General features: G+C 55.1%; 20 protein-coding genes and 1 pseudogene. 3 read left to right on the top strand and 18 right to left on the bottom strand.

Annotated elements, in window-relative coordinates; genetic code table 11:
* Positions 1-7 precede the first annotated feature (7 nt).
* Entirely contained in the window at positions 8-1,579 is a 1,572-nt protein-coding gene (cydA, locus tag HA50_RS05710; protein ID WP_084873524.1) for a cytochrome ubiquinol oxidase subunit I, read from the bottom strand.
* A gap of 826 nt (positions 1,580-2,405) precedes the next feature.
* Between cydA and HA50_RS31675 the strand changes: the two are divergent.
* Both HA50_RS31675 and HA50_RS05695 read left to right on the top strand, forming a co-directional pair.
* Positions 2,406-3,092, top strand: a pseudogene (locus tag HA50_RS31675) (hypothetical protein).
* Positions 3,089-3,529, top strand: coding sequence for a hypothetical protein (locus HA50_RS05695; protein WP_084873522.1), 441 nt, complete (start codon positions 3,089-3,091; stop codon positions 3,527-3,529). The pseudogene HA50_RS31675 and the gene HA50_RS05695 overlap by 4 nt, the downstream one beginning before the upstream one ends.
* A gap of 99 nt (positions 3,530-3,628) precedes the next feature.
* Here the strand turns inward: HA50_RS05695 and sucD are convergent, their stop codons facing one another.
* From sucD to sdhC, 8 genes are all read right to left on the bottom strand, one after another.
* Entirely contained in the window at positions 3,629-4,504 is an 876-nt protein-coding gene (gene sucD, locus HA50_RS05690; RefSeq protein ID WP_084873521.1) for a succinate--CoA ligase subunit alpha, read from the bottom strand.
* Positions 4,504-5,670, bottom strand: a complete 1,167-nt coding sequence (gene sucC, locus HA50_RS05685) for an ADP-forming succinate--CoA ligase subunit beta (protein WP_013508302.1) — start codon at positions 5,668-5,670, stop codon at positions 4,504-4,506. Before sucC ends, sucD begins: the two co-directional genes overlap by 1 nt.
* A 76-nt stretch (positions 5,671-5,746) precedes the next feature.
* Positions 5,747-6,970: a 2-oxoglutarate dehydrogenase complex dihydrolipoyllysine-residue succinyltransferase gene (gene odhB, locus HA50_RS05680; RefSeq protein WP_084873520.1), complete on the bottom strand. Its 1,224-nt coding sequence runs from the start codon at positions 6,968-6,970 to the stop codon at positions 5,747-5,749.
* Between the two features lie 15 nt (positions 6,971-6,985).
* Positions 6,986-9,793: a 2-oxoglutarate dehydrogenase E1 component gene (sucA, locus tag HA50_RS05675; RefSeq protein WP_084873519.1), complete on the bottom strand. Its 2,808-nt coding sequence runs from the start codon at positions 9,791-9,793 to the stop codon at positions 6,986-6,988.
* Positions 9,794-9,997: 204 nt separating this feature from the next.
* Positions 9,998-10,714, bottom strand: coding sequence for a succinate dehydrogenase iron-sulfur subunit (locus tag HA50_RS05670; protein ID WP_084873518.1), 717 nt, complete (start codon positions 10,712-10,714; stop codon positions 9,998-10,000).
* 14 nt (positions 10,715-10,728) lie between these two features.
* Positions 10,729-12,495 (bottom strand): succinate dehydrogenase flavoprotein subunit, encoded by a 1,767-nt coding sequence (gene sdhA / locus HA50_RS05665; protein WP_084873517.1) that lies wholly within the window; start codon positions 12,493-12,495, stop codon positions 10,729-10,731.
* Positions 12,496-12,843 carry a succinate dehydrogenase membrane anchor subunit gene (gene sdhD / locus HA50_RS05660; RefSeq protein ID WP_013508297.1) on the bottom strand — a complete coding sequence of 116 codons (348 nt, stop codon included), beginning with the start codon at positions 12,841-12,843 and terminating at the stop codon, positions 12,496-12,498.
* Entirely contained in the window at positions 12,837-13,226 is a 390-nt protein-coding gene (gene sdhC, locus HA50_RS05655; protein ID WP_084873516.1) for a succinate dehydrogenase cytochrome b556 subunit, read from the bottom strand. Before sdhC ends, sdhD begins: the two co-directional genes overlap by 7 nt.
* Before the next feature lie 637 nt (positions 13,227-13,863).
* Between sdhC and HA50_RS05650 the strand changes: the two genes are divergently transcribed.
* A complete protein-coding gene (locus HA50_RS05650; RefSeq protein WP_084873515.1) occupies positions 13,864-15,147 on the top strand; it encodes a citrate synthase in 1,284 nt (427 codons plus the stop codon).
* Positions 15,148-15,174: 27 nt separating this feature from the next.
* On the opposite strand, the gene nei is transcribed toward HA50_RS05650, so the two are convergent.
* From nei to phrB, 9 genes are all read right to left on the bottom strand, one after another.
* Positions 15,175-15,963, bottom strand: a complete 789-nt coding sequence (nei, locus tag HA50_RS05645; protein ID WP_084873514.1) for an endonuclease VIII — start codon at positions 15,961-15,963, stop codon at positions 15,175-15,177.
* Positions 15,964-15,975: 12 nt separating this feature from the next.
* The gene (gene pcp / locus HA50_RS05640) at positions 15,976-16,623 is read right to left on the bottom strand and encodes a pyroglutamyl-peptidase I (protein WP_084873513.1); all 648 of its coding nucleotides are present in this window, start codon (positions 16,621-16,623) and stop codon (positions 15,976-15,978) included.
* A 7-nt stretch (positions 16,624-16,630) separates the two neighbouring features.
* A complete protein-coding gene (locus HA50_RS05635) occupies positions 16,631-17,650 on the bottom strand; it encodes a DUF979 domain-containing protein (RefSeq protein WP_139810900.1) in 1,020 nt (339 codons plus the stop codon).
* Positions 17,647-18,375, bottom strand: a complete 729-nt coding sequence (locus HA50_RS05630; protein ID WP_084873511.1) for a DUF969 domain-containing protein — start codon at positions 18,373-18,375, stop codon at positions 17,647-17,649. The genes HA50_RS05635 and HA50_RS05630 overlap by 4 nt, the downstream gene beginning before the upstream one ends.
* Before the next feature lie 60 nt (positions 18,376-18,435).
* Positions 18,436-19,173 (bottom strand): 5-oxoprolinase subunit PxpA, encoded by a 738-nt coding sequence (pxpA, locus tag HA50_RS05625; RefSeq protein ID WP_084873510.1) that lies wholly within the window; start codon positions 19,171-19,173, stop codon positions 18,436-18,438.
* Positions 19,163-20,095 (bottom strand): 5-oxoprolinase subunit PxpC, encoded by a 933-nt coding sequence (pxpC, locus tag HA50_RS05620; RefSeq protein WP_084873509.1) that lies wholly within the window; start codon positions 20,093-20,095, stop codon positions 19,163-19,165. The genes pxpA and pxpC overlap by 11 nt, the downstream gene beginning before the upstream one ends.
* Positions 20,089-20,745 carry a 5-oxoprolinase subunit PxpB gene (gene pxpB / locus HA50_RS05615; RefSeq protein WP_084873508.1) on the bottom strand — a complete coding sequence of 219 codons (657 nt, stop codon included), beginning with the start codon at positions 20,743-20,745 and terminating at the stop codon, positions 20,089-20,091. Before pxpB ends, pxpC begins: the two co-directional genes overlap by 7 nt.
* A gap of 142 nt (positions 20,746-20,887) precedes the next feature.
* Complete coding sequence (locus HA50_RS05610) at positions 20,888-21,631, bottom strand: type 2 GTP cyclohydrolase I (protein WP_084873507.1); 744 nt, start codon at positions 21,629-21,631, stop codon at positions 20,888-20,890.
* A 17-nt stretch (positions 21,632-21,648) separates the two neighbouring features.
* A complete protein-coding gene (phrB, locus tag HA50_RS05605) occupies positions 21,649-23,076 on the bottom strand; it encodes a deoxyribodipyrimidine photo-lyase (protein WP_084873506.1) in 1,428 nt (475 codons plus the stop codon).
* Between the last annotated feature and the right edge of the window lies 1 nt (position 23,077).

The raw sequence follows: 23,077 nt of genomic DNA, 5'->3' as shown, positions 1-23,077 counted from the left end.
GCTCTCCTTATCCACGCGCCGGTTGGGCTGATGCCGCAATCTGCTCATGGTGATAGCGGCCGGTTTTCAGGCTGCTTGGACCAAGGCGGGCAAATTTGAACATCAAATACATTTCCGCCACCAGGAACAGGGTGTACAGACCGCAAATCAGAATCATTGAGAACAGGACGTCGCCGACGGTCAGTGATGAGTTCGCGACCGCCGTTGGCAACACCTCACCCACTGCCCACGGTTGACGGCCATACTCCGCGACAAACCAACCCGATTCGATGGCAATCCACGGCAGCGGAATGCCGTACAACGCAGCTTTAAGCAGCCAGCGGCACTTGCCGATACGATTGCGAATCACGCTCCAGAACGACAGTGCAATCACCGCCAGCAGCAGGATTCCACACAACACCATGATACGGAAGGCAAAGTAAAGCGGTGCTACACGCGGGATTGAATCCGCTGTCGCTTTCTGGATCTGCGCTTCGGTGGCGTTCGCCACATCTGGTGTATAACGTTTCAGCAGCAGACCATAACCAAGATCCTGTTTGCTCTGTTCAAACGCTTTACGCACCGCCGGATCCTGGCTGCCACCGCGTAACTCGTTCAGCAGCGCATAGGCTTTCATACCGTTACGGATACGAACTTCATGCTGGGCCAGCAGTTCTTTCAGACCCGTGACCGGGGTATCGACAGAGCGGGTAGCAATCAATCCAAGCAGATAAGGTATCTGGATTGCGTATCTGTTTTGCTGCGCGTCCTGATCCGGCAGGCCAAACAGCGTAAACGACGCCGGAGCCGGTTGGGTTTCCCATTCGGCTTCGATAGCCGCCAGCTTGGTTTTCTGCACATCGCCCATTTCGTAGCCAGATTCGTCACCCAGCACGATCACCGACAGCACCGCTGCCATACCGAAGCTGGCTGCAATCGCGAAAGAACGCTTAGCAAAGGCGATGTCACGGCCTTTCAGCAAATACCAGGCGCTGATGCCGAGAATGAACATCGCACCGGCTGTATAGCCCGCTGCTACGGTGTGCACGAATTTCACCTGCGCCACCGGGTTCAGTACCAGCTCGGAGAAGCTCACCATCTCCATACGCATGGTTTCAAAATTGAACTCAGAGGCAATCGGATTTTGCATCCAGCCGTTCGCCACCAGGATCCACAGTGCTGACATGTTTGAACCGAGTGCCACCAGCCAGGTCACCGCGAGGTGTTGTACCTTACCGAGACGATCCCAGCCGAAGAAGAACAGGCCAACAAAGGTGGATTCGAGGAAGAACGCCATCAGGCCTTCAATGGCCAGCGGCGCACCGAAGATATCGCCGACGTAGTGTGAGTAATAGGACCAGTTAGTCCCGAACTGAAATTCCATGGTCAGACCGGTTGCTACACCGAGTGCGAAGTTGATGCCAAACAACTTGCCCCAGAACTTGGTCATATCTTTGTAAATCTGTTTTCCCGTCAGGACGTATACGGTCTCCATGATCGCCAGCAAAAACGCCATACCCAGCGTTAATGGCACGAACAGGAAGTGATACATCGCCGTCAGGGCAAACTGCAAACGCGACAGCTCGACAATATCTAACATGATGACTCCTTGCTCCTCGCATGAACTCTCCCTGCGGGCGACAACGGCAAACAACAGACATTGACGTGCAGAAGAAGAGTCAGGAACGACTGATTATTGATTCCAGTTTTGTTACCGACAGAACAGAGAAATCTGCTGCCCGAAGTGAGCGAGTAACAGTGACGAAAATTCCCTGAAAACGTATCGCAACAATCCGTTTCGGACAGGAGTGAGAGAGGAGGCGACAGAATTGATATAACAACGCCTGGCACAAACTCCTGAAAATGCGTGAAAAAGATTGAATTGATGTAGCGCAATTTATACCGGTTAAGTTGCGCTTTGCCAGTGGTAAAGTTTGTTATAACTCCGCATTTGTTGATCTGGATTAACGCATAAAATTTCCAGATATGTATTGTGGAGCTTATTGTTAATTAGATGTCATGAGATGATGACGTAATTAAGAAAATAATTACCTTTGCCATAATTTTTTAACGAAGCGGCTGGCAAGACTTTCTTAATTTTCAATCAGACACCATCGAATTTGCCCTTCTTTACCCTCTGACAAAATAATCATAGCTGCCAATTTTGACCTCGTCGGACTTTTCCCACTTTTTGCGCGTGTAAAGGCAGCAAAAACTGCCCCTGCCCCGGCAACCTGGCCGACAGTAGCCCCAGCGGTAAGGAATTGTTAGTGATTGCCCTAACCCTTATTGATTAAAATTTTCTTTTATTTTTAACAGGATACGACAAGCATCACAATCCGGTCCTTAACACCTCAACTTTGCCAATGTTTTGAGTAAAGTGAAAACCGCATAGGGTGTGCTGAAAGGATGATGAGGGTTTAAGGATGAGTAAACGGAGTGAGATTTTTGAGGGTGCAGATGCGGCGCACACCAATTACGGGTTGGTTTACACGGAAGTGCTGGGTTGGGTGGACCTCGGTCATGCCCAGGGAGAGGACATCCGAAAACTGATGAATAGAAGCGATGGGTGTGGCTCGCTACGACATTACGTATTCCCAGTCGATGGTTGATCCCTGGAAAACCCTTCGGATGGGCAAATTTATTAAATGGCGTATCCGCACAGGCCGCCCTTATCAGGAGCGTCAGAGTATTGCGCTGGCAATGATGATGACGTTAGCCAGGCGTTTTGAAGCTATGCAAAATACATTCCCCATCAATCTGGTAACCGATAGTGGATTCAGTGGCGAAGATCTCTGCTCAGACCTGCTGGGTTTTTACCGCGTCATGTCGATTCGCAATCCATTCCCATTATTGCGCCCGTCAGCAAAGAGGAGGCACTCAAACGTTGGGATTATTATGGCAAAATCGGTTCCTGGAAAAATGAGACTTTTCAGCCGCTGTTGTTCCCTGACCCGGAGCGATTTCCCAGAGCTCAACCTCACTTAGGCCAGCTTCCCGGTTTTATGCAAACCATCCGCCCCTACAATGACTGGAAGTCTGGCAATGTAGGCATAGCAACCGCTGATGGTACTTATATGCAGGGTGGGAATCAGACGGATATGACGGAATGAAAAGGCCTTTTAAAATCGCAACCAGCATCATCGCCATTCTGGTGGTCGTTCTTACAGGTGTGATTGCTTATTACTGGCCGATAATAGAACCAGGATTTGACGGTAGTGCACATTACACCGAACAGGAAACAAGGCTGTATGAACATTTTACCCCTGACATCCTGAAAAAAATGCCACGTATATCTGATCGCTATGAATTCGCCTTTTACAATGTCTCGGGCCCGGAATCACAGGGCTATACCGTCACATTTCACGATACTACGGATACCAGCAAGATTAGCGCATACCTGGCGTCTCTTGGCTACAGTAAACACAACGATTGCGTAGTGAGTGGCGATTGCTGGAGAGGTAAAAATCCGGAGGTCACAGTGACAGTTGGCACGATCGCACAAAATAAGGATGTATTGGTGTCCGTCGTTTATACACACCAATACTAACTAACAACCACGTCTTTAAATCTACTCGCAGTCTACAGAAGCAACAAAAAAGCCGCTCCCCTCAAAGGACAGCGGCTCAATACGTGCAACAACTAAAACTTATTTAGCTGGCAGTACTTCTTTCACGGCGTCGCCGATATCAGCCAGGCTGCGCACGGTTTTCACACCGGCCGCTTCCAGCGCAGCAAATTTCTCATCTGCTGTGCCTTTACCACCGGCGATGATCGCGCCTGCGTGACCCATACGCTTACCTTTCGGCGCAGTCACACCCGCGATGTAACCCACAACCGGCTTGGTCACATGCTCTTTGATGTAAGCAGCCGCTTCTTCTTCAGCGCTACCGCCGATCTCACCGATCATCACGATCGCTTCGGTCTGCGGGTCTTCCTGGAACATTTTCAGGATGTCGATGAAGTTAGAACCTGGGATCGGGTCACCGCCGATACCGACGCAGGTTGACTGGCCGTAGCCGATGTCAGTGGTCTGCTTAACTGCTTCATAAGTCAGGGTGCCTGAACGTGACACGATACCGACGCGGCCTGGCAGGTGAATGTGGCCCGGCATAATCCCGATCTTACATTCGCCTGGGGTGATCACACCCGGACAGTTCGGGCCGATCATCCGCACGCCAGCTTCATCCAGCTTCACTTTCACGGTCAGCATATCCAGCGTCGGGATACCTTCAGTGATGGTGATGATCAGTTTGATACCCGCGTCGATAGCTTCCAGGATACCGTCTTTGCAGAACGGAGCCGGAACGTAGATCACGGTGGCGGTTGCACCCGTGGCTTCTACCGCTTCACGCACGGTGTTAAACACCGGCAGACCGAGATGGGTGGTGCCGCCTTTACCTGGGGTCACACCGCCAACCAGCTGCGTACCATAGGCCAGTGCCTGCTCAGAGTGGAAAGTCCCCTGGCCACCGGTGAAACCCTGGCAAATGACTTTGGTGTTTTTGTCGATCAAAATGGACATTATTTACCCTCCGCAGCAGCAACAACACGCTGTGCCGCGTCTGTCAGGCTGGTTGCTGCAATGATGTTCAGACCGCTGTCCGCCAGTTTCTTAGCGCCCAGCTCGGCGTTGTTACCTTCCAGACGTACCACTACCGGTACGTTCACACCCACTTCCGCTACTGCACCGATGATGCCGTCTGCGATCAGGTCGCAACGCACGATGCCGCCGAAAATGTTAACGAATACAGCTTTAACTGCATCGTCAGACAGGATGATTTTGAAGGCTTCGGTTACGCGCTCTTTGGTTGCGCCGCCGCCGACATCAAGGAAGTTAGCAGGCTGGCCACCGTGGTGTTTCACGATGTCCATGGTACCCATCGCCAGACCCGCACCGTTGACCATACAGCCAATGTTGCCTTCCAGCGCGACATAGTTCAGTTCCCACTGCGTCGCATGCGCTTCACGCGGATCTTCCTGGCTTGGGTCACGCATTTCACGCAGTTCCGGCTGACGGAACAGGGCGTTGCCATCGGCACCCAGTTTGCCATCGAGGCACACCAGATCGCCCTGCTTGGTCACCACCAGCGGGTTGATCTCAACCAGCGCCAGGTCACGTTCCAGGAACATGGTCGCCAGACCCATGAAGATTTTGGTGAACTGGCTGACTTGTTTACCTGTCAGGCCCAGTTTGAATGCCAGCTCGCGGCCCTGATACGGCTGCGGACCGGCTAACGGATCCAGCGCCATTTTGTGGATCAGATGCGGGGTTTCTTCCGCGACTTTCTCAATCTCCACACCGCCTTCGGTAGAGGCCATAAAGACCACACGGCGGCTGGCACGGTCAACAACCGCACCCAGATAGAGTTCCTGATCGATGTCAGTCGCTGCTTCAACCAGAATCTGGTTTACCGGCTGACCTTCGGCGTCTGTTTGATAGGTTACCAGGCGTTTACCCAGCCAGTGTTCAGCAAAGGCACGGATCTCTTCTTTGCTCTTCACCACTTTCACACCGCCCGCTTTACCGCGGCCACCGGCATGAACCTGACATTTCACTACCCACGGGCCTGCGCCAATTTTTGATGCGGCTTCTTCTGCTTCACGTGGTGTAGTACAGGCGTAGCCAGTCGGTGCCGGCATACCATACCGTGCAAACAGCTGTTTAGCCTGGTATTCGTGTAAGTTCATGATGTTCTATCCATTTAGGTCTAGTAAAGACTAATGAGTTTTGGACGCGCCCTGAACCTGGCGCGCCCTATGAAAATCAGACATCCAGCAGCAGACGCGCCGGATCTTCCAGCATCTCTTTCACCGCCACCAGATAACCGACAGACTCGCGGCCATCAATCAGACGGTGATCATAAGAGAGCGCCAGATACATCATCGGCAGCACCACAACCTGACCATTCACCGCCATCGGACGATCTTTGATGGCGTGCATGCCCAGAATCGCGCTCTGCGGTGGGTTGATGATCGGGGTGGACATCAGCGAACCGAAGACACCGCCGTTAGTGATGGTGAAGTTACCGCCAGTCAGTTCGTCAACGGTCAGTTTGCCGTCACGGCCTTTCACCGCCAGTTCTTTAATTTTCTTCTCGATGTCAGCCATGCTCAGCGCATCAACATCTCTCAGCACCGGCGTCACCAGACCACGCGGGGTGGATACCGCGATGCTGACGTCGAAATAGTTGTGGTACACCACGTCTTCACCGTCGATGGAAGCATTCACTTCCGGGTAGCGTTTCAGCGCTTCAACCACGGCTTTGATATAGAAAGACATAAAGCCCAGACGCACGCCATGACGCTTCTCGAAGGCATCGCCGTACTGCTTACGCAGATCCATGATCGGCTTCATGTTGATTTCATTGAAGGTGGTCAGCATGGCGGTGCTGTTTTTCGCTTCCAGCAGACGCTCAGCAACACGCTTACGCAGACGCGTCATTGGCACACGCTTCTCGCTACGGTTGGCAATCGCGGTCTGCGGTGCAGCTGCAGGTTGTGCTGCAGCCGGTGCCGCTTTGGCTTCCGGTTTCTTCGCCAGATGTTTTTCGACATCTTCACGCGTGATACGACCGCCAACGCCGCTGCCTTTAATCTGGCTGGCATCGAGGTCATGCTCAGCGATCAGGCGACGGATCGCCGGGCTGAGTGCGTCATTGCTCTCTTCTTCCAGAGAAGCCGTCTGACGCTGTGCAGGCGTTGATTCCTTGCTATCCACTTTCGCGGTGGTCTCTTTCCCGCTGCTGTTGCCTTCTTTCAGACGGCCCAGGATCTGGCGAGAAATTACGGTTGAACCTTCATCTTCCAGCACCGCATCCAGTACGCCGTCGGCCGATGCCGGCACTTCCAGCACTACTTTGTCGGTTTCGATCTCGACAATTACTTCATCGCGACTGACCGCGTCGCCGGGTTTTTTATGCCAGGTTGCTACCGTTGCGTCCGCTACGGATTCAGGCAAATCGGGAACGAGAATATCTACGCTACTCATTATCTTTCCTTTTTATTAACCAAGGTTCAGCGCGTCATTAACCAGGTCTTGCTGCTGTTTTTGATGTACGGACATGTAGCCCACGGCCGGTGAAGCAGAAGCCGGGCGGCCTGCATAGCTCAGTGAAGCACCAAACGGAACCACTTCGCGGAAATGATGCTGACTGCAGTACCATGCACCCTGATTCAGTGGTTCTTCCTGACACCAGACAAAATCCTGGACATGAGAATAGGGTTTCAGTGCTTCCTGTACCGCTTTATGCGGAAACGGATACAGCTGCTCAATACGAATAATCGCGACGTCGTTCTTCTCGCTCTTGCGGCGCTGTTCCAGCAGGTCGTAGTAAACCTTACCAGCACACATCACCACGCGTTTCACCTGTTTCGCATCGAGATCGTCGACTTCACCGATGGCGGGCTGGAAGCTGCCGTTCGCCAGTTCATCGAGAGTCGAGATCGCCAGCGGATGACGCAGCAGCGATTTCGGTGACATCACGATCAGAGGACGGCGCATACCGCGCAGCGCCTGACGACGCAGCATATGGTAAACCTGTGCTGGCGTAGAAGGCACGCACACCTGCATATTCTGCTCGGCGCAGAGTTGCAGATAGCGCTCCAGACGCGCAGAGGAGTGCTCCGGACCCTGACCTTCATAACCATGCGGCAGCAGCATCACCAGGCCACACATACGGCCCCATTTCTGCTCGCCGGAACTGATGAACTGGTCGATAACCACCTGCGCACCATTGGCAAAGTCACCAAACTGCGCTTCCCAGATGGTCAGCACACGCGGTTCTGCGGTGGCATAACCGTATTCGAACGCCAGCACCGCTTCTTCCGACAGCACCGAGTCCCAGACCTTAAACTGTCCCTGACCATGATGGATATGGTGCAGCGGCGTATAGGTGGAACCGTTCGCCTGGTTGTGTACCACCGCATGACGATGGAAGAAAGTGCCACGGCCCGAGTCTTCACCTGACAGACGCACCGGGATGCCTTCATCAACCAGCGTGGCATAAGCCAGGTTTTCCGCGCCGCCCCAGTCAAAGGCTTTATTACCTTCGGCCATCTCTTTACGGTCGTTATAAATCTTGGCAACACGGCCCTGGACTTCAACCGCTTCCGGCACCTGGCTGATACGGCGCGCCAGCTCTTGCAAACGTTTCATCTCAACGGTCGCCGGGTAGCTTTCATCCCAGTCGTGATTCAGGTACGGCGACCAGGTGAAGGAGTGCAGGCTCATCGGACGCCATTCCGGCACCACGCATTCACCGGCATCCAGCGCATCGCGATACACATTGACCATTTCGGTAGCATCTTCCAGTTTGGCGATGCCATCTGCTTCCAGGCGGTCAGCGTAGATTTTACGCGGCGTCGGATGCTTTTTGATTTTCTGGTACATCAACGGCTGGGTTGCACTTGGCTCGTCGGCTTCGTTGTGGCCATGACGGCGATAGCACACCAGGTCGATAAACACATCACGTTTGAAGGTGTTGCGATAGTCGAGCGCCAGACGGGTGACAAAGGCAACGGCTTCCGGATCGTCCGCGTTAACGTGGAAAATCGGTGCCAGCACCATTTTACCGATGTCAGTACAATATGGCGTTGAACGTGCATCCTGCGGGTTTGAGGTGGTGAAGCCCACCTGGTTGTTGATCACGATGCGAACCGTACCGCCCACTTCGTAACCACGCGCCTGCGACATGTTCAGGGTTTCCTGCACCACGCCCTGCCCGGTCACCGCAGCATCACCGTGAATGGTGATTGGCAGCACTTTATTGCTGCTCGGCTCGGCCAGACGATCCAGACGCGCACGCACCGAACCCATTACCACCGGGCTGACAATTTCAAGGTGCGACGGGTTAAATGCCAGCGCCAGATGCACCAGTCCACCTTCGGTTTCCACATCTGACGAGAAGCCCATGTGGTACTTCACGTCACCGGTGCCGAGGTGTTCTTTGTGCTTACCGGAAAACTCGTCGAACAGATCCTGCGGCTTTTTGCCCAGTACGTTGATCAGCACGTTCAGACGGCCGCGGTGCGCCATACCCAGCACCACTTCACGCGTACCGCTTTTACCGGCGTGACGAATCATTTCGCGCAGCATCGGAATCAGCGCATCGCCGCCTTCCAGTGAGAAGCGTTTCGCGCCGGGGAATTTAGCACCAAGGTATTTTTCCAGGCCTTCTGCCGCCGTCAGCTCTTTCAGGAAACCTTTTTTCTCGTCAGCACTGAAACTGGCGTGGCCCACGATCGATTCGAGACGCTGCTGAATCCAGCGTTTTTCATCGGTGTTATTGATGTGCATGTACTCAGCACCAATGGAGCCACAGTAGGTCTGCTTCAGCGCTTCGAAGAGATCGGCCAGCTTCATGGTCTCTTTGCCGATAGCAAAAGAACCAACGTTAAAGCTTTCCTGAAAATCCGCGTCGGTCAGGTCGTGATAGGTCGGGTCGAGATCCGGGACGGCGTCCTGTTTCCACAGGCCGAGTGGATCAAGGTTAGCGTGCTGGTGTCCGCGAAAGCGGAAGGCGTTGATCAGCTGCAGCACCTTAACCTGTTTGGAATTGGTGGCCGGATCAGTGACTGTGGAGGTGTAACGCGTCGCATCTTTGGCCAGGCGGCGGAAGTAATCACGCGTGGTGGAGTGAAACTGCTCAGGTTTCACGCCAGTGCCGGGCAGCTGCTGGAACATGTCGCGCCACATGGCATCAACAGAGTCAGGATCGGTCAGGAAATCCTCATAGAGTTGCTCTATGTAAGATTGGTTCGCGCCGGCCAGCCAGGAGGAGTCCAGCCAGGGCTTCATCGCGCTGTTCTGCATTGTGATCCCTTAAGCATTAGTATGCTTTTTTTGAGGTTTCATTGTTGCCGCTTTCGCGGCTTGCCGTAGTGAGTTCAGCGATACGAGCCCTTGCGCTATCGGCGCCCGACTCGTAAGGGAACCTTTATAAGCGTGGTTCAGACCGCGCTTATAGAGGCTTCCGTAAACTGCCGGGAACCTGAGGTTCCCGGACAGTGGGTCTTGCTATGCTCCGCGTTGCAGCAGCATCGACTTAATATGGCCGATGGCGCGCGTCGGGTTTAGTCCTTTTGGGCACACGCTCACACAGTTCATGATGCTGTGACAGCGGAATACACTGAAAGCATCGTTCAGATTGTCCAGACGTGCATCGGTTTCGGTATCACGGCTGTCAATCAGGAAGCGGTACGCCGCCAGCAAACCGGCCGGACCGATGAATTTGTCCGGGTTCCACCAGAACGACGGGCACGAGGTTGAGCAGCAGGCGCAGAGAATACACTCGTACAGACCATCCAGATGCTCACGCTCAGCCGGGCTTTGCAGATGCTCACGCGCCGGTGGATTTTCCCCGTTATTCAACAGGTAAGGCTTAATCTTCTCATACTGTGCGTAGAATTGCCCCATATCCACAACCAGATCGCGAATTACCGGCAAACCAGGCAGCGGACGGATAACAATTTTCTTCGTACCATTGCCCAGCGCGGACACCGGGGTGATACAGGCCAGACCGTTTTTACCGTTCATGTTCAGGCCATCAGACCCGCACACGCCTTCACGGCAGGAGCGACGAAACGCCAGCGTCGGATCTTTCTCTTTCAGCTTGATCAACGCGTCCAGCAGCATCATGTCGCGACCATCTTCCGCTTCCAGGCTGTACTCCTGCATACGCGGCGCGTCATCAACTTCCGGGTTGTAACGATAGATTGAAAATTCGAGTCTCATGATGATCTCCGCAATTAATAAGTACGCACTTTCGGCGGGAAGGCCGCGCGCAGTTTCGGTTGCATGTTCACCTCACGGCGCGTCATGCTTTCCGTTTGCGGAACATAGAGGCTATGGCACAGCCAGTTGGCATCATCGCGCTCCGGATAGTCGAAGCGGCTATGCGCGCCACGGCTTTCGGTACGATAGTTCGCCGCCACGGCTGTGGCATAAGCGGTTTCCATCAGATTATCCAGCTCCAGACACTCGATACGCTGGGTATTGAAGTCCGGTGAACGGTCATCGAGACGCGCTGATTTCAGGCGTTCGCGGATCACTTTCAACTCTTCCAGACCCTGCGCCATCGCATCACCTTCACGGAAGACCGAGAAGTTGTTCTGCATGCAGCGTTGCAGCGCCTTGCGAATCTCAACCGGATCTTCACCAGTGGTGTTATTTTCCCAGCGATTGAAGCGTGCCATCGCCGCATCGATCTCGTCCTGGGTGGCCTCACGCAGTTCGCCCTGCTCCTCGATACACTCCAGCAGATGCAGACCCGCCGCACGACCAAACACTACCAGGTCGAGCAATGAGTTACCGCCGAGGCGGTTAGCACCATGTACCGATACGCAGGCGATTTCACCTACCGCGAACAGACCCGGAATGACAACATCTTCGCCCTGCTCATTCACGCACAGCGCCTGGCCGGTCACTTTGGTCGGAATACCGCCCATCATGTAGTGACAGGTTGGGATCACCGGAATCGGTTCTTTTATCGGATCGGCATGGGCGAAGGTACGCGACAGCTCCAGAATGCCCGGCAGACGGGATTCCAGCACGTCTTTGCCCAGATGGTCGAGCTTCAGCTTAATGTGCGGACCCCATGGGCCGTCACAGCCGCGACCTTCACGGATTTCGATCATCATCGAACGCGCCACCACATCACGGCCCGCCAGGTCTTTGGCGTTAGGTGCGTAGCGTTCCATAAAACGTTCGCCGTGTTTATTCAGCAGATAACCACCTTCACCACGGCAACCTTCGGTCACCAGCACACCCGCACCGGCGATACCGGTTGGGTGGAACTGCCACATTTCCATGTCCTGCACCGGTACGCCTGCACGCAGGGCCATACCGACACCGTCACCGGTGTTGATGTGGGCGTTGGTGGTGGACTGGTAAATACGGCCTGCACCGCCGGTTGCCAGAATGGTGGCTTTGGCTTTGAAGTAGACCGTCTCACCGGTTTCGATGCAGATGGCAGTACAACCGACGATGGCACCGTCGGCGTTTTTCACCAGGTCTAGCGCATACCATTCGGAGAAGATGGTGGTTTTGTTTTTCAGGTTCTGCTGATACAGGGTATGCAGCAGGGCGTGGCCGGTACGGTCGGCAGCCGCAGCGGTACGCGCCGCCTGCTCACCACCGAAGTTTTTCGACTGACCACCAAACGGACGCTGATACACGCGGCCATCATCAAGACGGGAGAAAGGCAAACCCATATGCTCCAGCTCCAGAATCGCTTCCGGGCCGACATGACACATATATTCGATCGCGTCCTGGTCACCGATATAGTCGGAACCTTTCACGGTATCGTACATATGCCATTCCCAGTTATCTTCGTGGGTGTTGCCAAGCGCCACGGTAATGCCGCCCTGGGCGGAAACGGTATGGGAACGGGTAGGGAAAACTTTCGACAACAGGGCGCAGGTCTGGCCCGATTGGGAGATTTGCAAAGCAGCGCGCATACCTGCACCACCTGCGCCGATCACCACGGCATCAAACTCTCTGACTGGCAAACTCATTTACACACCCCACACGACAACGGTTCCATAAATTGCATAGGACAACAGCGCGACCACAATCACCAGCTGCAACACCAGACGGGTCGCCAGCGGTTTCACGTAGTCAGTCAGCACCTGCCACATCCCGATCCAGCCATGAATCAGAATGGAGAACAGCGTCAGCAACGTGAACACTTTCGTGAAGGAGGAAGCGAAGAAGCCGCGCCAGACGTCATACGTCAGCGTGCCTGTCATCACTACAAAACCGAGAATGTAGAGAATGTAGAGCGTAATTAAGATTGCAGCAGCACGCAGTAACAGCCAGTCATGAATACCGTTGCGTCCTAATGCAGAAGCATTGCTTACCATACGAGGACTCCAGCCAAAATTGAAAGCACGACAGTGATACCAAAAGCCGCCTGAGCGGAACGGGTGCCCATTTCCAGTGTTTCCGGCAGATAGCCGAAGTCCATTAACATATGGCGAATGCCGCCCACGGCATGATATGCCAGCGCGGTAAGAATGCCCCACATGATGAACTTAGCGAAGAAGCCATCCATAATGGACGCGGCTTGCAGGAAACCTTCGGGAGAAGAGAGCGAGAGACCCAGTAACCAGAGCAGAATTCCGAGAGCGACAAAGGTGATCACGCCGGAGACGCGGTGGAGAATGGACGATATTGCAGTAACGGGAAACCGGATCGTCGAGAGATCCAAGTTAACAGGTCTTTGTTTTTTCACGGTTTTGCCCACACAGCTCTTTTTTATTTTGCTTCCTCCGGTCCTGGGTTACATCAGAGACACAGGACGTGTTCAGACAGCAACCGTCACCAAAGAAGCAACATCCAGTGTTCAATGACGCGGGGAAAACGCTGGGTGGCTCCTGGTGTCAGGGTATTCCGGAGACCTGGCGGCAGTATAGGAGGATCACATTCTGATTACAATTCCCCTACAATCTCTTTGGTCACATTTAAGCTGAACAGTGATCCCCCTCACGAATTTCACATTTCATACATTTTTAATTATCTGATTTGACAAAAGTTCAACAATTCGGTTACAAACAAACGCATTAAAGCCCTATGATGCACAAAAGTTATGGGGATACACTTTCCCCTAAGCTGAAGTTATGTAACATTGCCACTGTGAGCATTACAAAGCATCAGGTTATTGGTTACCAAGAAGTTATGTCGTGACAGGATCTTTAACATCCGCGATTTGCAGCATGTCATGCCCGGACGCCACTGGCCCATACACATCGTTCGCTCTGTACTCTACCCTGCACGACAAACATGACCGCAGAGTGATACTGTGAAGATTGTGGTTTTATGCAACATGATGGCGGTTTAGGTGTCTAAGATCCTTACCTACCAAGGCGCTATGGAGACGAAAAATGACAGATAAAAAAGTGACGCTAACCCTACAAGACAATACGCCTGTTGAACTGGATGTGATGAAAGGCACGCTGGGACAGGATGTCGTTGATGTCCGCGCTCTCGGATCTAAAGGCCTGTTTACCTTCGACCCCGGTTTCACGTCTACAGCGTCATGCGAATCAAAAATCACCTTTATAGATGGTGATGAAGGTATTTTGTTACATCGCGGTTTCCCGATTGATCAACTGGCAACAAACTCAAACTACCTGGAAGTGTGTTACATCCTGCTCAATGGCGAAGCGCCAACCCAGGATCAGTACGAAGAATTCCGCACCACCGTTACCCGCCACACCATGATCCACGAGCAAATCACCCGCCTGTTCCACGGTTTCCGTCGTGACTCCCATCCGATGGCGGTGATGTGTGGTGTGACCGGTGCGCTGGCGGCGTTTTATCATGACTCGCTGGACGTGAATATTGAACGTCACCGTGAAATCGCTGCGTTCCGTCTGCTGTCTAAAATGCCGACCATGGCGGCGATGTGCTACAAATACTCCATCGGTCAGCCGTTCGTTTATCCGCGCAATGACCTCTCCTACGCCGGTAACTTCCTGCACATGATGTTCGCCACGCCGTGCGAAGAGTACAAAGTGAACCCGGTGCTGGAACGCGCAATGGACCGTATTCTGATTCTGCACGCCGACCATGAGCAAAACGCCTCTACTTCTACTGTGCGTACCGCGGGTTCATCAGGCGCTAACCCGTTTGCCTGTATCGCAGCCGGTATCGCCTCCCTGTGGGGACCGGCGCACGGTGGTGCTAACGAAGCCACGCTGCGTATGCTGGAAGAGATCAGCACCGTGGAACATATCCCGGAATTCGTCCGCCGTGCAAAAGACAAGAACGATTCGTTCCGTCTGATGGGCTTCGGTCACCGCGTGTATAAGAACTATGACCCGCGTGCCACCGTGATGCGTGAAACCTGCCACGAAGTGCTGAACGAGCTGGGCATGAAAGATGACCTGCTGGAAGTGGCGATGGAGCTGGAACATATCGCGCTGAACGACCCGTACTTCATCGAGCGCAAACTCTACCCGAACGTTGATTTCTACTCAGGCATTATTCTGAAAGCGATGGGTATTCCATCTTCAATGTTCACGGTGATCTTCGCCATGGCGCGTACCGTTGGCTGGATTGCCCACTGGAAAGAGATGCACGACGAAGGCATGAAGATTGCCCGTCCGCGTCAGCTGTACACCGGTTATACCGAGCGTCCTTTCACCTCTGCGCTGAAAAAATAAGTGTCAGGGCGGGTTATCCCGCCCTTGTTATTTCTGGCATCCCGGACACCAGTAAAATGGCCGTGATGACAGCACGCCCTTCTCAATCACCGCACCACAGCGCCGACAAAGTTTCCCCTGCCGATGAAAAACCTCAAAGCGAAACGACGCTTCTTCATGATATTTCTTCATGCTGCCACGCATCTGATACGAGAGACGCGGCACCGCCAGCATCGCTTCACTCAGCGCGCGTAGCTGTGCGGCATCCAGATCCTCGGCACGATGCTGCGCCAGCAGCCGGGCGTGCCACAAAATCTCTACCCGCAGATAATTTCCCAACCCGGCGAGAAAGGCCTGGTCGAGCAGCAGACCGCTGAATTGCCGCCGCCGAAAACGTGGTGACAGCAGCCGCTGTTGTACTTCATCGACAGTCAGGCTGGCATCCAGTACATCTGGCCCAACGCGTTGCAGGAAAGGATGCACTGCCAGTGTTTCGGCATTGAGCAGCTCAATATCCGAGGCGCTGTAGAGCAAGATGGTCTGGTCGGCATTCGCCAGCCGCACCCGTAACTGCCGTGTGGTTTGCGGTTCGGTACCGGTGGGCACCACACGCCAGACGCCGTACAACTGGTTATGGCTATACAGCGTCAGACCATTTGAAAAATGGGTGAGTAGCGCCTTACCACGCGTTTCAATGGTGGTGACGGTCTCCCCCAGCAAGGCGGGTTCGTAGGTTTTCAACTGCGGAAAGGCAAACCACACATCGGTGAGCGGTTTGCCCGTCATCGCCGCTGCCAGTTGATCCGCCGCTCGGCGGATCTCCGGTCCTTCAGGCATGACCTCTCCTGTTTAATGCGTCGCGCCACCGGCGATGCGCAGATCCTGATCAACGCTGAGTGTCACCTGCAACGCAATCTCCAGCGCCTGAATCACGCTGGCAGACGACATACTCGGTGCACCGGGATGGCTTACCGCCTGCTCAGGCAAATAAGGAATATGGATAAAACCGCCGCGTGCCTGGCTCTGGTTGGTTTCCAGCCAGTGCAACAGGCGGTACATCACATGATTACAGGTGAAGGTGCCTGCGGTCTGCGATACCGAAGCCGGGATGCCCGCCTCGCGTACCGCAGCCACAATGGCTTTGATTGGCAGGCGGGAGAAGTACGCGACCGGCCCTTCGGCAACAATCGGCTGATCAATCGGTTGCTGCCCGTCGTTATCGGGAATGCGCGCATCATCCACATTGATCGCCACCCGTTCCACGGTGATATCGCTGCGTCCACCTGCCTGGCCGATGCACAGAATGCGGTCCGGCTGCAGTTCATCCAGCGCCTCGGCCAGCACAACACCACAGCGGCTGAACACCACCGGCAACTGGCGCACCACCACGCGTGCGCCATTGATCACCCTACCCTCGAAGGAACTTACCGCTTCCCATGAGGGATTGATGCTTTCGCCTTCAAAAGGCTCAAACGCGGTCATTAATACCGTTTTCATTGCATCCTCACAAAAACATCATGAACCACAGCAGGAAAATATTGACCACCAACAGTAGCACACCGGTCGGCACCTGAGCCTTGATCACCGCATTGCGGTCCGGCAGCTCCAGCAGACGTGCCGGGACGAGGTTAAAGTTGGCCGCCATCGGCGTCATCAGCGTGCCGCAATAACCAGAGAACATGCCAATCGCCGCCATCACCGCCGGATTACCGTGATGTTGCAACACCAGAATTGGGATACCGATCCCGGCGGTGACAATCGGAAACGCGGCAAAGGCGTTGCCCATCACCATGGTCAGCAGCGCCATGCCGATGGCATACACCGCCACCGCGACAAAACGGTTATCCACCGCCAGATAGGTTTCGGTCAGATGCGATATCGCGTTACCCACACCGGCGCTGGTAAACAACAGGCCGAGGGTGGCGAGGATCTGTGGCAGGATAAAGGCCCAGCCCACTGCATCCAGTAAGCGACGCGTCTCCTGCATCGACTGCGCCGGTTTTTCATGGGTCATTTTCAATGCCACTAACCAGCCAATCAGGCAGCCCAGCATCATCGAGAACAGGGTAATCAGCGTTGAATGATTACCGGCACCAAACACCGCTTGTTGCAGACCAGGAAGATTGTTGAACGCCAGCACGCCAATCACGGTCACCACCGGAATTGCCAGTGCGGGCAGGAACAGCTTGTTACCGAGACGTTTGGCACTGGCCTGTTTTTCTGCGTCGCTGCGCTGGTGATAACTGCCGAGGCGCACCCCGCCAAATCCGGCGATCAGCGCCATCAGCACCACGGCGATACCCACGCCGATATGCAGCCAGCGCTGGCCCTGTTCAGCGTTCCCTGCCAGCTGCCCCATCAGTTGATAAGCGCCGTCACCAATCAGGAAAATCAGACCATACAGCGCCCAGAACAGCCCGGTGGTGAGACGACGCGGATTAGTGCGATCCCGCCACGAGAAGACGGCAACAACCAGCAGAATAATGCCTGCCAGCCACATCAGATATTGTTGCTGGAACATCATTGCTCTCCTTTCGCCTGCAACGCCTGATGATTCAGTGTGCCCAGTTCACGCGCCAGCTGGCGATCGAGACGGATCAGGCGGGCAGAGTGAATCAGGAAGGCGCAAATCGCGGTCGGAATGCCCCATACCGCGATATGCAGCGGTTCGGTCTGGATGCCCGCCGACTGCTGCATAAAGTTGTGCATAAAGATGATGGCACCAAAGGCGACGAAGATATCCTCGCCAAAGAATAAACCGACGTTGTCAGTGGCTGCCGACATGGCACGCAGACGATGGCGCACCTCCGGCGAAACTTCACCATAACGATTTTCTGTCGCCCCTTCTGCCATCGGTGCCAGCAACGGACGGACCATTTGTGGATGACCACCGAGGCTGGTCAGTCCCAGCGCGGCCGTGATTTCACGGACAAACAGGTAGACGATCAGCAAACGTCCTGCGGTGGCCGTTTTGATCTGAGCGATCCAGGTTTGCGCCCGCTCTTTCAGACCGTGCCGCTCCAGCAGACCGATAACGGCCAGCGGCAACAGCAGAATCAGTGGCAGGTTACGGGTATTGAGGAACCCGGATCCCAGCTTGTCTAAGATGTCCGCCAGCGGCATATGCGCCGCTAGCCCGGTAACAAAACCGGCAACAATCACCACCAGCACCGGATTGAACCGCAGCACAAAGCCGAGCACGATGGTCGCAATACCGAGCAGCGGCCAGAGATTCACCACGCTTTCCATATTTTCCCCCCTTGTCAGAAAATAAAAAGCCCGGCACAAAGCCGGGCAATCAGTCAAAACTTATGCACTGGTCACGGTGATTTGCTGGGTGGCAAACGCCGCGCGCAACGCGTGGGCAAATTGCAGCGCATGCGCACCGTCACCATGCAGGCAAACGGTTTGCGCGTTCACCGCTACCCAGTCGCCACTGATGCTTTGTACTTTACGTTGTTGCACCATGGTGAGCGTCTGGGCGATCGCCTGAGCGCTGTCCTCGATCAGTGCTCCCGGCTGGCTGCGAGGCACCAGCGCCCCGCTGGCCTGATAGCCCCGGTCGGCAAACACTTCTTCACGGGTTTGCAGGCCATAATGTGCCGCCGCACGAATCGACTCGCTGCCCGCCAGCCCCACCAGAATCAGTCGCGCATCCACCGCTTTTACCGCCCGCGCAATGGTATCCGCCAGCAGCGGATCGGCCGCCGCCTGGTTATACAGCATGCCATGCGGCTTGACGTGAACCAGCCGCTCGCCTTCGCTCTCCGCCAGGCTTTTCAATGCGCCAACCTGATAAATCATCTGGGCATAGACCGTCTCCGCGGGCAATTGCATGGCAGTGCGGCCAAAGTTTTCCCGGTCAGGAAAGCTGGGATGCGCGCCAATAGCAACACCTGCCGCTTTCGCCCAGCGTACCGATTGCAGCATGGTGACGGCATCACCCGCATGGAAACCACAGGCGATGTTGGCGGAGCTGACCAGTTGCAGCAGTTCCTGATCGCTGCCGCTGCCTTCACCGAGGTCGGCATTAAGATCAATCTTCATGTGAGAGTCCCCAGGTCATTTGATCGAATACACGTTGTTGCTGCTGCTTCGCCTGCATGGCTTCTTCCAGCGTACAGTGGACAAAATGGATCGGTTCGCCGAGACGAATTTGCGCCAGATGGTAGAGATCGGCTTCGATAATGCAGGCAATACGCGGATAGCCTCCGGTCGTCTGCGCATCGGCCATCAAGACGATGGGTTGCCCATTAGGCGGCACCTGCACCACACCCGGCACCAGTCCGTGCGACAGCAAATCTCGCGTGGCTTTACGATGTAATGTGCGCCCCTGCAAACGGTAACCCATACGGTTACTTTGCGGGCTGAGCTTCCACGCACTGCGCCAGAATCCTTCCTGCGCTTCACGAGTGAATTCATTGTATTCAGGGCCAGGCAAGGCACGCAGGCGATTACCCCACAGCAACTGGCGCACCCCGGCCCTACGGTTGAAGCTGCGCGTGGCCTTACCCAGCGGCAGCTGATCGCCGTCCTGTAACCTGCGTCCGGCAAAACCGCCAAACCCGGCTTTCAGATCGGTACTGGCGGAACCCAGCATCTCCGGCACAGCAAAGCCACCGTTAACCGCCAGATAGCTGCGCATGCCATGAACCGGCATCGACAGGCTGAGCACCTGCCCTTTTTTCACCGGCAGACGCCAGCCGGTCCAGACCGCTTTGCCATCCAGTTCCGCGTTGCAGCCCGCGCCCGTCAGGGCAAACCAGCCATCACGCTGAAACTGCGCTTTAAACTGCCCCAGCACAATCTCCAGCACCGCGCTGTTTTCATCGTTACCCACCAGCATGTTGGCGGTGCGCATCGCCGGTTGATCCAGGGCACCACTGACGCTAACGCCAAACTGTCGCCAGCCGTTGCGGCCCTGGTCCTGCAATGAGGTCATCAATCCGGCGCGCAGAATTTTTAACATACGCCCTCCTTTTGCGGCACGAAGCGCACGCTATCACCGGGGCGTAGCAGCGTGGGGGGTTGCAGCTGAGGATCGAACAGGCTGATGGACGTTTGTCCCAGCAACTGCCAGCCACCGGGGGTTGCCAGTGGATAAACGCCGGTTTGACTGCCGCCGATACCCACCGACCCCGCAGGCACGATGACACGAGGCTCCGCCCGACGCGGCGTGTGTAAGCGGCTATCGAGACCGCCGAGATAGGGGAATCCTGGCTGAAAGCCAATAAAATAAACCACGTATGCGCTGCTGCTGTGCAGCTCAACCACCTGACGCGGCGTCATACCGGCATGATCGGCGACCACCTGGAGATCCGGCCCCACGTCGCCACCATAAATTACCGGGATCTCCACCAGACGCGATTCCGGCAGTTGCGCTTCACTCTCTTCCCACCAGCGTTGCAGATTCTCGATCGCATCCAGTGCATTGCGTTGCGGATCGCGCAGCAGCAGCGTCAGATTATTCATGCCAGGGATCACTTCCGACACCGTGTCATTACCCTGTAACCGCTGGCACAATCCCCAGATGCGTTGCTGGCTGGCTAAGGAAACCGGGGGTTCCAGCTCCAGTACCACCGCGCGTTCACCCAGCAGATAACAACGTGCTCGTTGCAAAACCCACCTCCTGATTCACTTTCTCACGGGCAGCCAGCCCATGATGCTCATGATTTAAAGGCCATCAGTTATGCGAAAGTGTCAGAGATGTGTCAACCGATTTGCGCCCTCAGCGGCAGCTAAGGGCGTAACAGATGAAAAATCAGGCAGGATTATCGATATCGATAAAGGTCACGTCGAGGCCATAGCTTTGCGCCAGCCACTCACCCAGCGCCTTGATACCGCCACGTTCGGTGGCGTGATGACCGGCGGCAAAGAAGTGCAATCCCTGCTCACGCGCGCTGTGAATGGTTTGCTCCGACACTTCGCCAGTGATAAAGGCATCAACGCCAAAAGCCGCCGCACTGTCTATAAAACCCTGGCCGCCACCGCTACACCAGGCGATGCGTTTGATTTTCTCTGGCGCATTATCACCGCAGTGCAGCGGCGTGCGCCCCAGCGCCTGAGTGATGCGCTGCGCCAATGCCTCACCGCTCAGCGGTTCTGCCAGCTCTCCCCAGGGCACCAGCGGCATGATTTCACCCTTCACTTCAATACCGAACAGCCGCGCCAGCTGCGCGTTGTTGCCGAGATGGGGGTGCGCATCAAGCGGCAGATGCCAGCCATAAAGATTGATATCATTGGCCAGTAACGTGCGCAGGCGCTGGCGCTTCATCCCTTTAATCACCGGGGCTTCGCTTTTCCAGAAGTAACCGTGATGCACCAACACTGCATCGGCATTACGTTGTACCGCTTCGTCCAGCAAGGCCTGACAGGCGGTGACACCGGTAATAATGGTTTTCACTTCCGGCCGCCCTTCCACCTGCAACCCGTTTGGCGCGTAGTCGCTGAAGGCGCTGGTGTTCAGCTGCTGGTTAACGATGTGTTCTAATTCGACATGATTCATAATGGCTCCCTGACCCATCAGGCCGCGCTGCGCGCGCGCTCGAAGGCGTCCAGTGTCTTTTTACGTGCGTCCTTATGTTCCACGATCGGCTCGGGATAATCGAGTGTCTTGTTATTTTTCTGCGCCCAGAGGTGTGGCTGATGGATATGCGCGTCAGGCACACTTGCCAGCTCGGGGAGCCACTGACGAATAAATTCTCCCTGCTTATCGAAACGCTCACCCTGGGTAGTGGGATTAAAAATGCGGAAATAAGGTGCCGCATCGGTGCCGGTAGACGCCGCCCACTGCCAGCCACCGTTATTGGCGGCCAGATCGCCATCAATCAACTGCTGCATAAAGTAACGTTCACCTTCATGCCAGTCGATCAACAGATCCTTTACCAGGAAGCTGGCAACGATCATGCGTAACCGGTTATGCATCCAGCCCAGCGCATTGAGCTGACGCATGGCGGCATCGACAATCGGGTAGCCGGTGTTACCCTGCTGCCAGGCGGAAAAATGGGCCTGATTCTCCTGCCAGCGTACGTTTCGCGTCCAGCCAACAAACGGCTGATGCTTACACAACGCCGGAAACGCCACCATCAGATGGCGGTAAAATTCACGCCAGATTAATTCATTCAGCCAGACGAAGGCTTTCCCGCCATCAAGAGCATCCGGGTGCTGTTTCAGGATGCGATGCAGGCACTGACGCGGCGACAACACGCCTGTCGCCAGATACACCGACAACCTGCTGGTGCCATCTACCGCCGGTTTATCACGCTCGGTTGCATAGTCCACCACTGACTGCTGCGCAAAATGACGCAACTGCTTGAGGGCAGCGTCCTCACCCGGCGGGAATAACGTTTCATCGATCGCATCCATCGGATAATCGAACGCAGGGATTTTTTTTCCGGCGTTGACTGGTGCGCCTTCACGGGCGCGGGGGGCGATATGGCACTCGGGCAACCCCTGATGCAGGCGACGCACAAAAGCTTTGCTGAACGGGGTAAACACTTTGAACATGGTGTTGTTGCCGGTCTGCACGCTGCCTGGCGGCAACAGCAGGCTGTCATCAAAACCCTGACAAATCACCCCCTGATCGTCGAGACGTTTTTCTGCCACTGCGTCACGCTGGCGTTCGTTGATTTCGTATTGGTAGTTATAAAACAGCTGATCAACCTTGTGCTGCTGGCAAAACTCCGCCAGATAATCCACCGATGCGGCAAAGTCGTCACACTGATGGTAATGCAGCCTGATGCCTCGCTCCGCCAGCGATGTCTGCAACAAACACAGGTTTTGATAAATAAACATCGCCTGTTTGGGGGCCATATGATGCTGTTGCCACTGGCCCGGCGTCGCGATAAACAGCGCTATCACCTGCGCGTTAGTGTCACGGCAGGCGGCGTATAGGGCGCTGTTGTCATTGATGCGTAAATCGTTACGCAGCCAGACGAGATGGGTGGTCATA

The sequence above is a fragment of the Pantoea cypripedii genome, from assembly GCF_002095535.1.
In the GTDB taxonomy this organism is placed as follows: Bacteria; Pseudomonadota; Gammaproteobacteria; order Enterobacterales; family Enterobacteriaceae; genus Pantoea; species Pantoea cypripedii.
The sequence above is the reverse complement of the archived record's forward strand: the minus strand, read 5'-3'. Positions and strand labels throughout refer to the sequence as shown.

Excerpts from the sequence above, each read along its gene's own strand:
- cydA (WP_084873524.1), bottom strand. The coding sequence starts at position 1,579 with ATGTTAGATATTGTCGAGCTGTCGCGTTTGCAGTTTGCCCTGACGGCG.
- HA50_RS05695 (WP_084873522.1), top strand. The coding sequence starts at position 3,089 with ATGAAAAGGCCTTTTAAAATCGCAACCAGCATCATCGCCATTCTGGTG.
- sucD (WP_084873521.1), bottom strand. The coding sequence starts at position 4,504 with ATGTCCATTTTGATCGACAAAAACACCAAAGTCATTTGCCAGGGTTTC.
- sucC (WP_013508302.1), bottom strand. The coding sequence starts at position 5,670 with ATGAACTTACACGAATACCAGGCTAAACAGCTGTTTGCACGGTATGGT.
- odhB (WP_084873520.1), bottom strand. The coding sequence starts at position 6,970 with ATGAGTAGCGTAGATATTCTCGTTCCCGATTTGCCTGAATCCGTAGCG.
- sucA (WP_084873519.1), bottom strand. The coding sequence starts at position 9,793 with ATGCAGAACAGCGCGATGAAGCCCTGGCTGGACTCCTCCTGGCTGGCC.
- HA50_RS05670 (WP_084873518.1), bottom strand. The coding sequence starts at position 10,714 with ATGAGACTCGAATTTTCAATCTATCGTTACAACCCGGAAGTTGATGAC.
- sdhA (WP_084873517.1), bottom strand. The coding sequence starts at position 12,495 with ATGAGTTTGCCAGTCAGAGAGTTTGATGCCGTGGTGATCGGCGCAGGT.
- sdhD (WP_013508297.1), bottom strand. The coding sequence starts at position 12,843 with ATGGTAAGCAATGCTTCTGCATTAGGACGCAACGGTATTCATGACTGG.
- HA50_RS05650 (WP_084873515.1), top strand. The coding sequence starts at position 13,864 with ATGACAGATAAAAAAGTGACGCTAACCCTACAAGACAATACGCCTGTT.
- nei (WP_084873514.1), bottom strand. The coding sequence starts at position 15,963 with ATGCCTGAAGGACCGGAGATCCGCCGAGCGGCGGATCAACTGGCAGCG.
- pcp (WP_084873513.1), bottom strand. The coding sequence starts at position 16,623 with ATGAAAACGGTATTAATGACCGCGTTTGAGCCTTTTGAAGGCGAAAGC.
- HA50_RS05635 (WP_139810900.1), bottom strand. The coding sequence starts at position 17,650 with ATGATGTTCCAGCAACAATATCTGATGTGGCTGGCAGGCATTATTCTG.
- HA50_RS05630 (WP_084873511.1), bottom strand. The coding sequence starts at position 18,375 with ATGGAAAGCGTGGTGAATCTCTGGCCGCTGCTCGGTATTGCGACCATC.
- pxpA (WP_084873510.1), bottom strand. The coding sequence starts at position 19,173 with ATGAAGATTGATCTTAATGCCGACCTCGGTGAAGGCAGCGGCAGCGAT.
- pxpC (WP_084873509.1), bottom strand. The coding sequence starts at position 20,095 with ATGTTAAAAATTCTGCGCGCCGGATTGATGACCTCATTGCAGGACCAG.
- HA50_RS05610 (WP_084873507.1), bottom strand. The coding sequence starts at position 21,631 with ATGAATCATGTCGAATTAGAACACATCGTTAACCAGCAGCTGAACACC.
- phrB (WP_084873506.1), bottom strand. The coding sequence starts at position 23,076 with ATGACCACCCATCTCGTCTGGCTGCGTAACGATTTACGCATCAATGAC.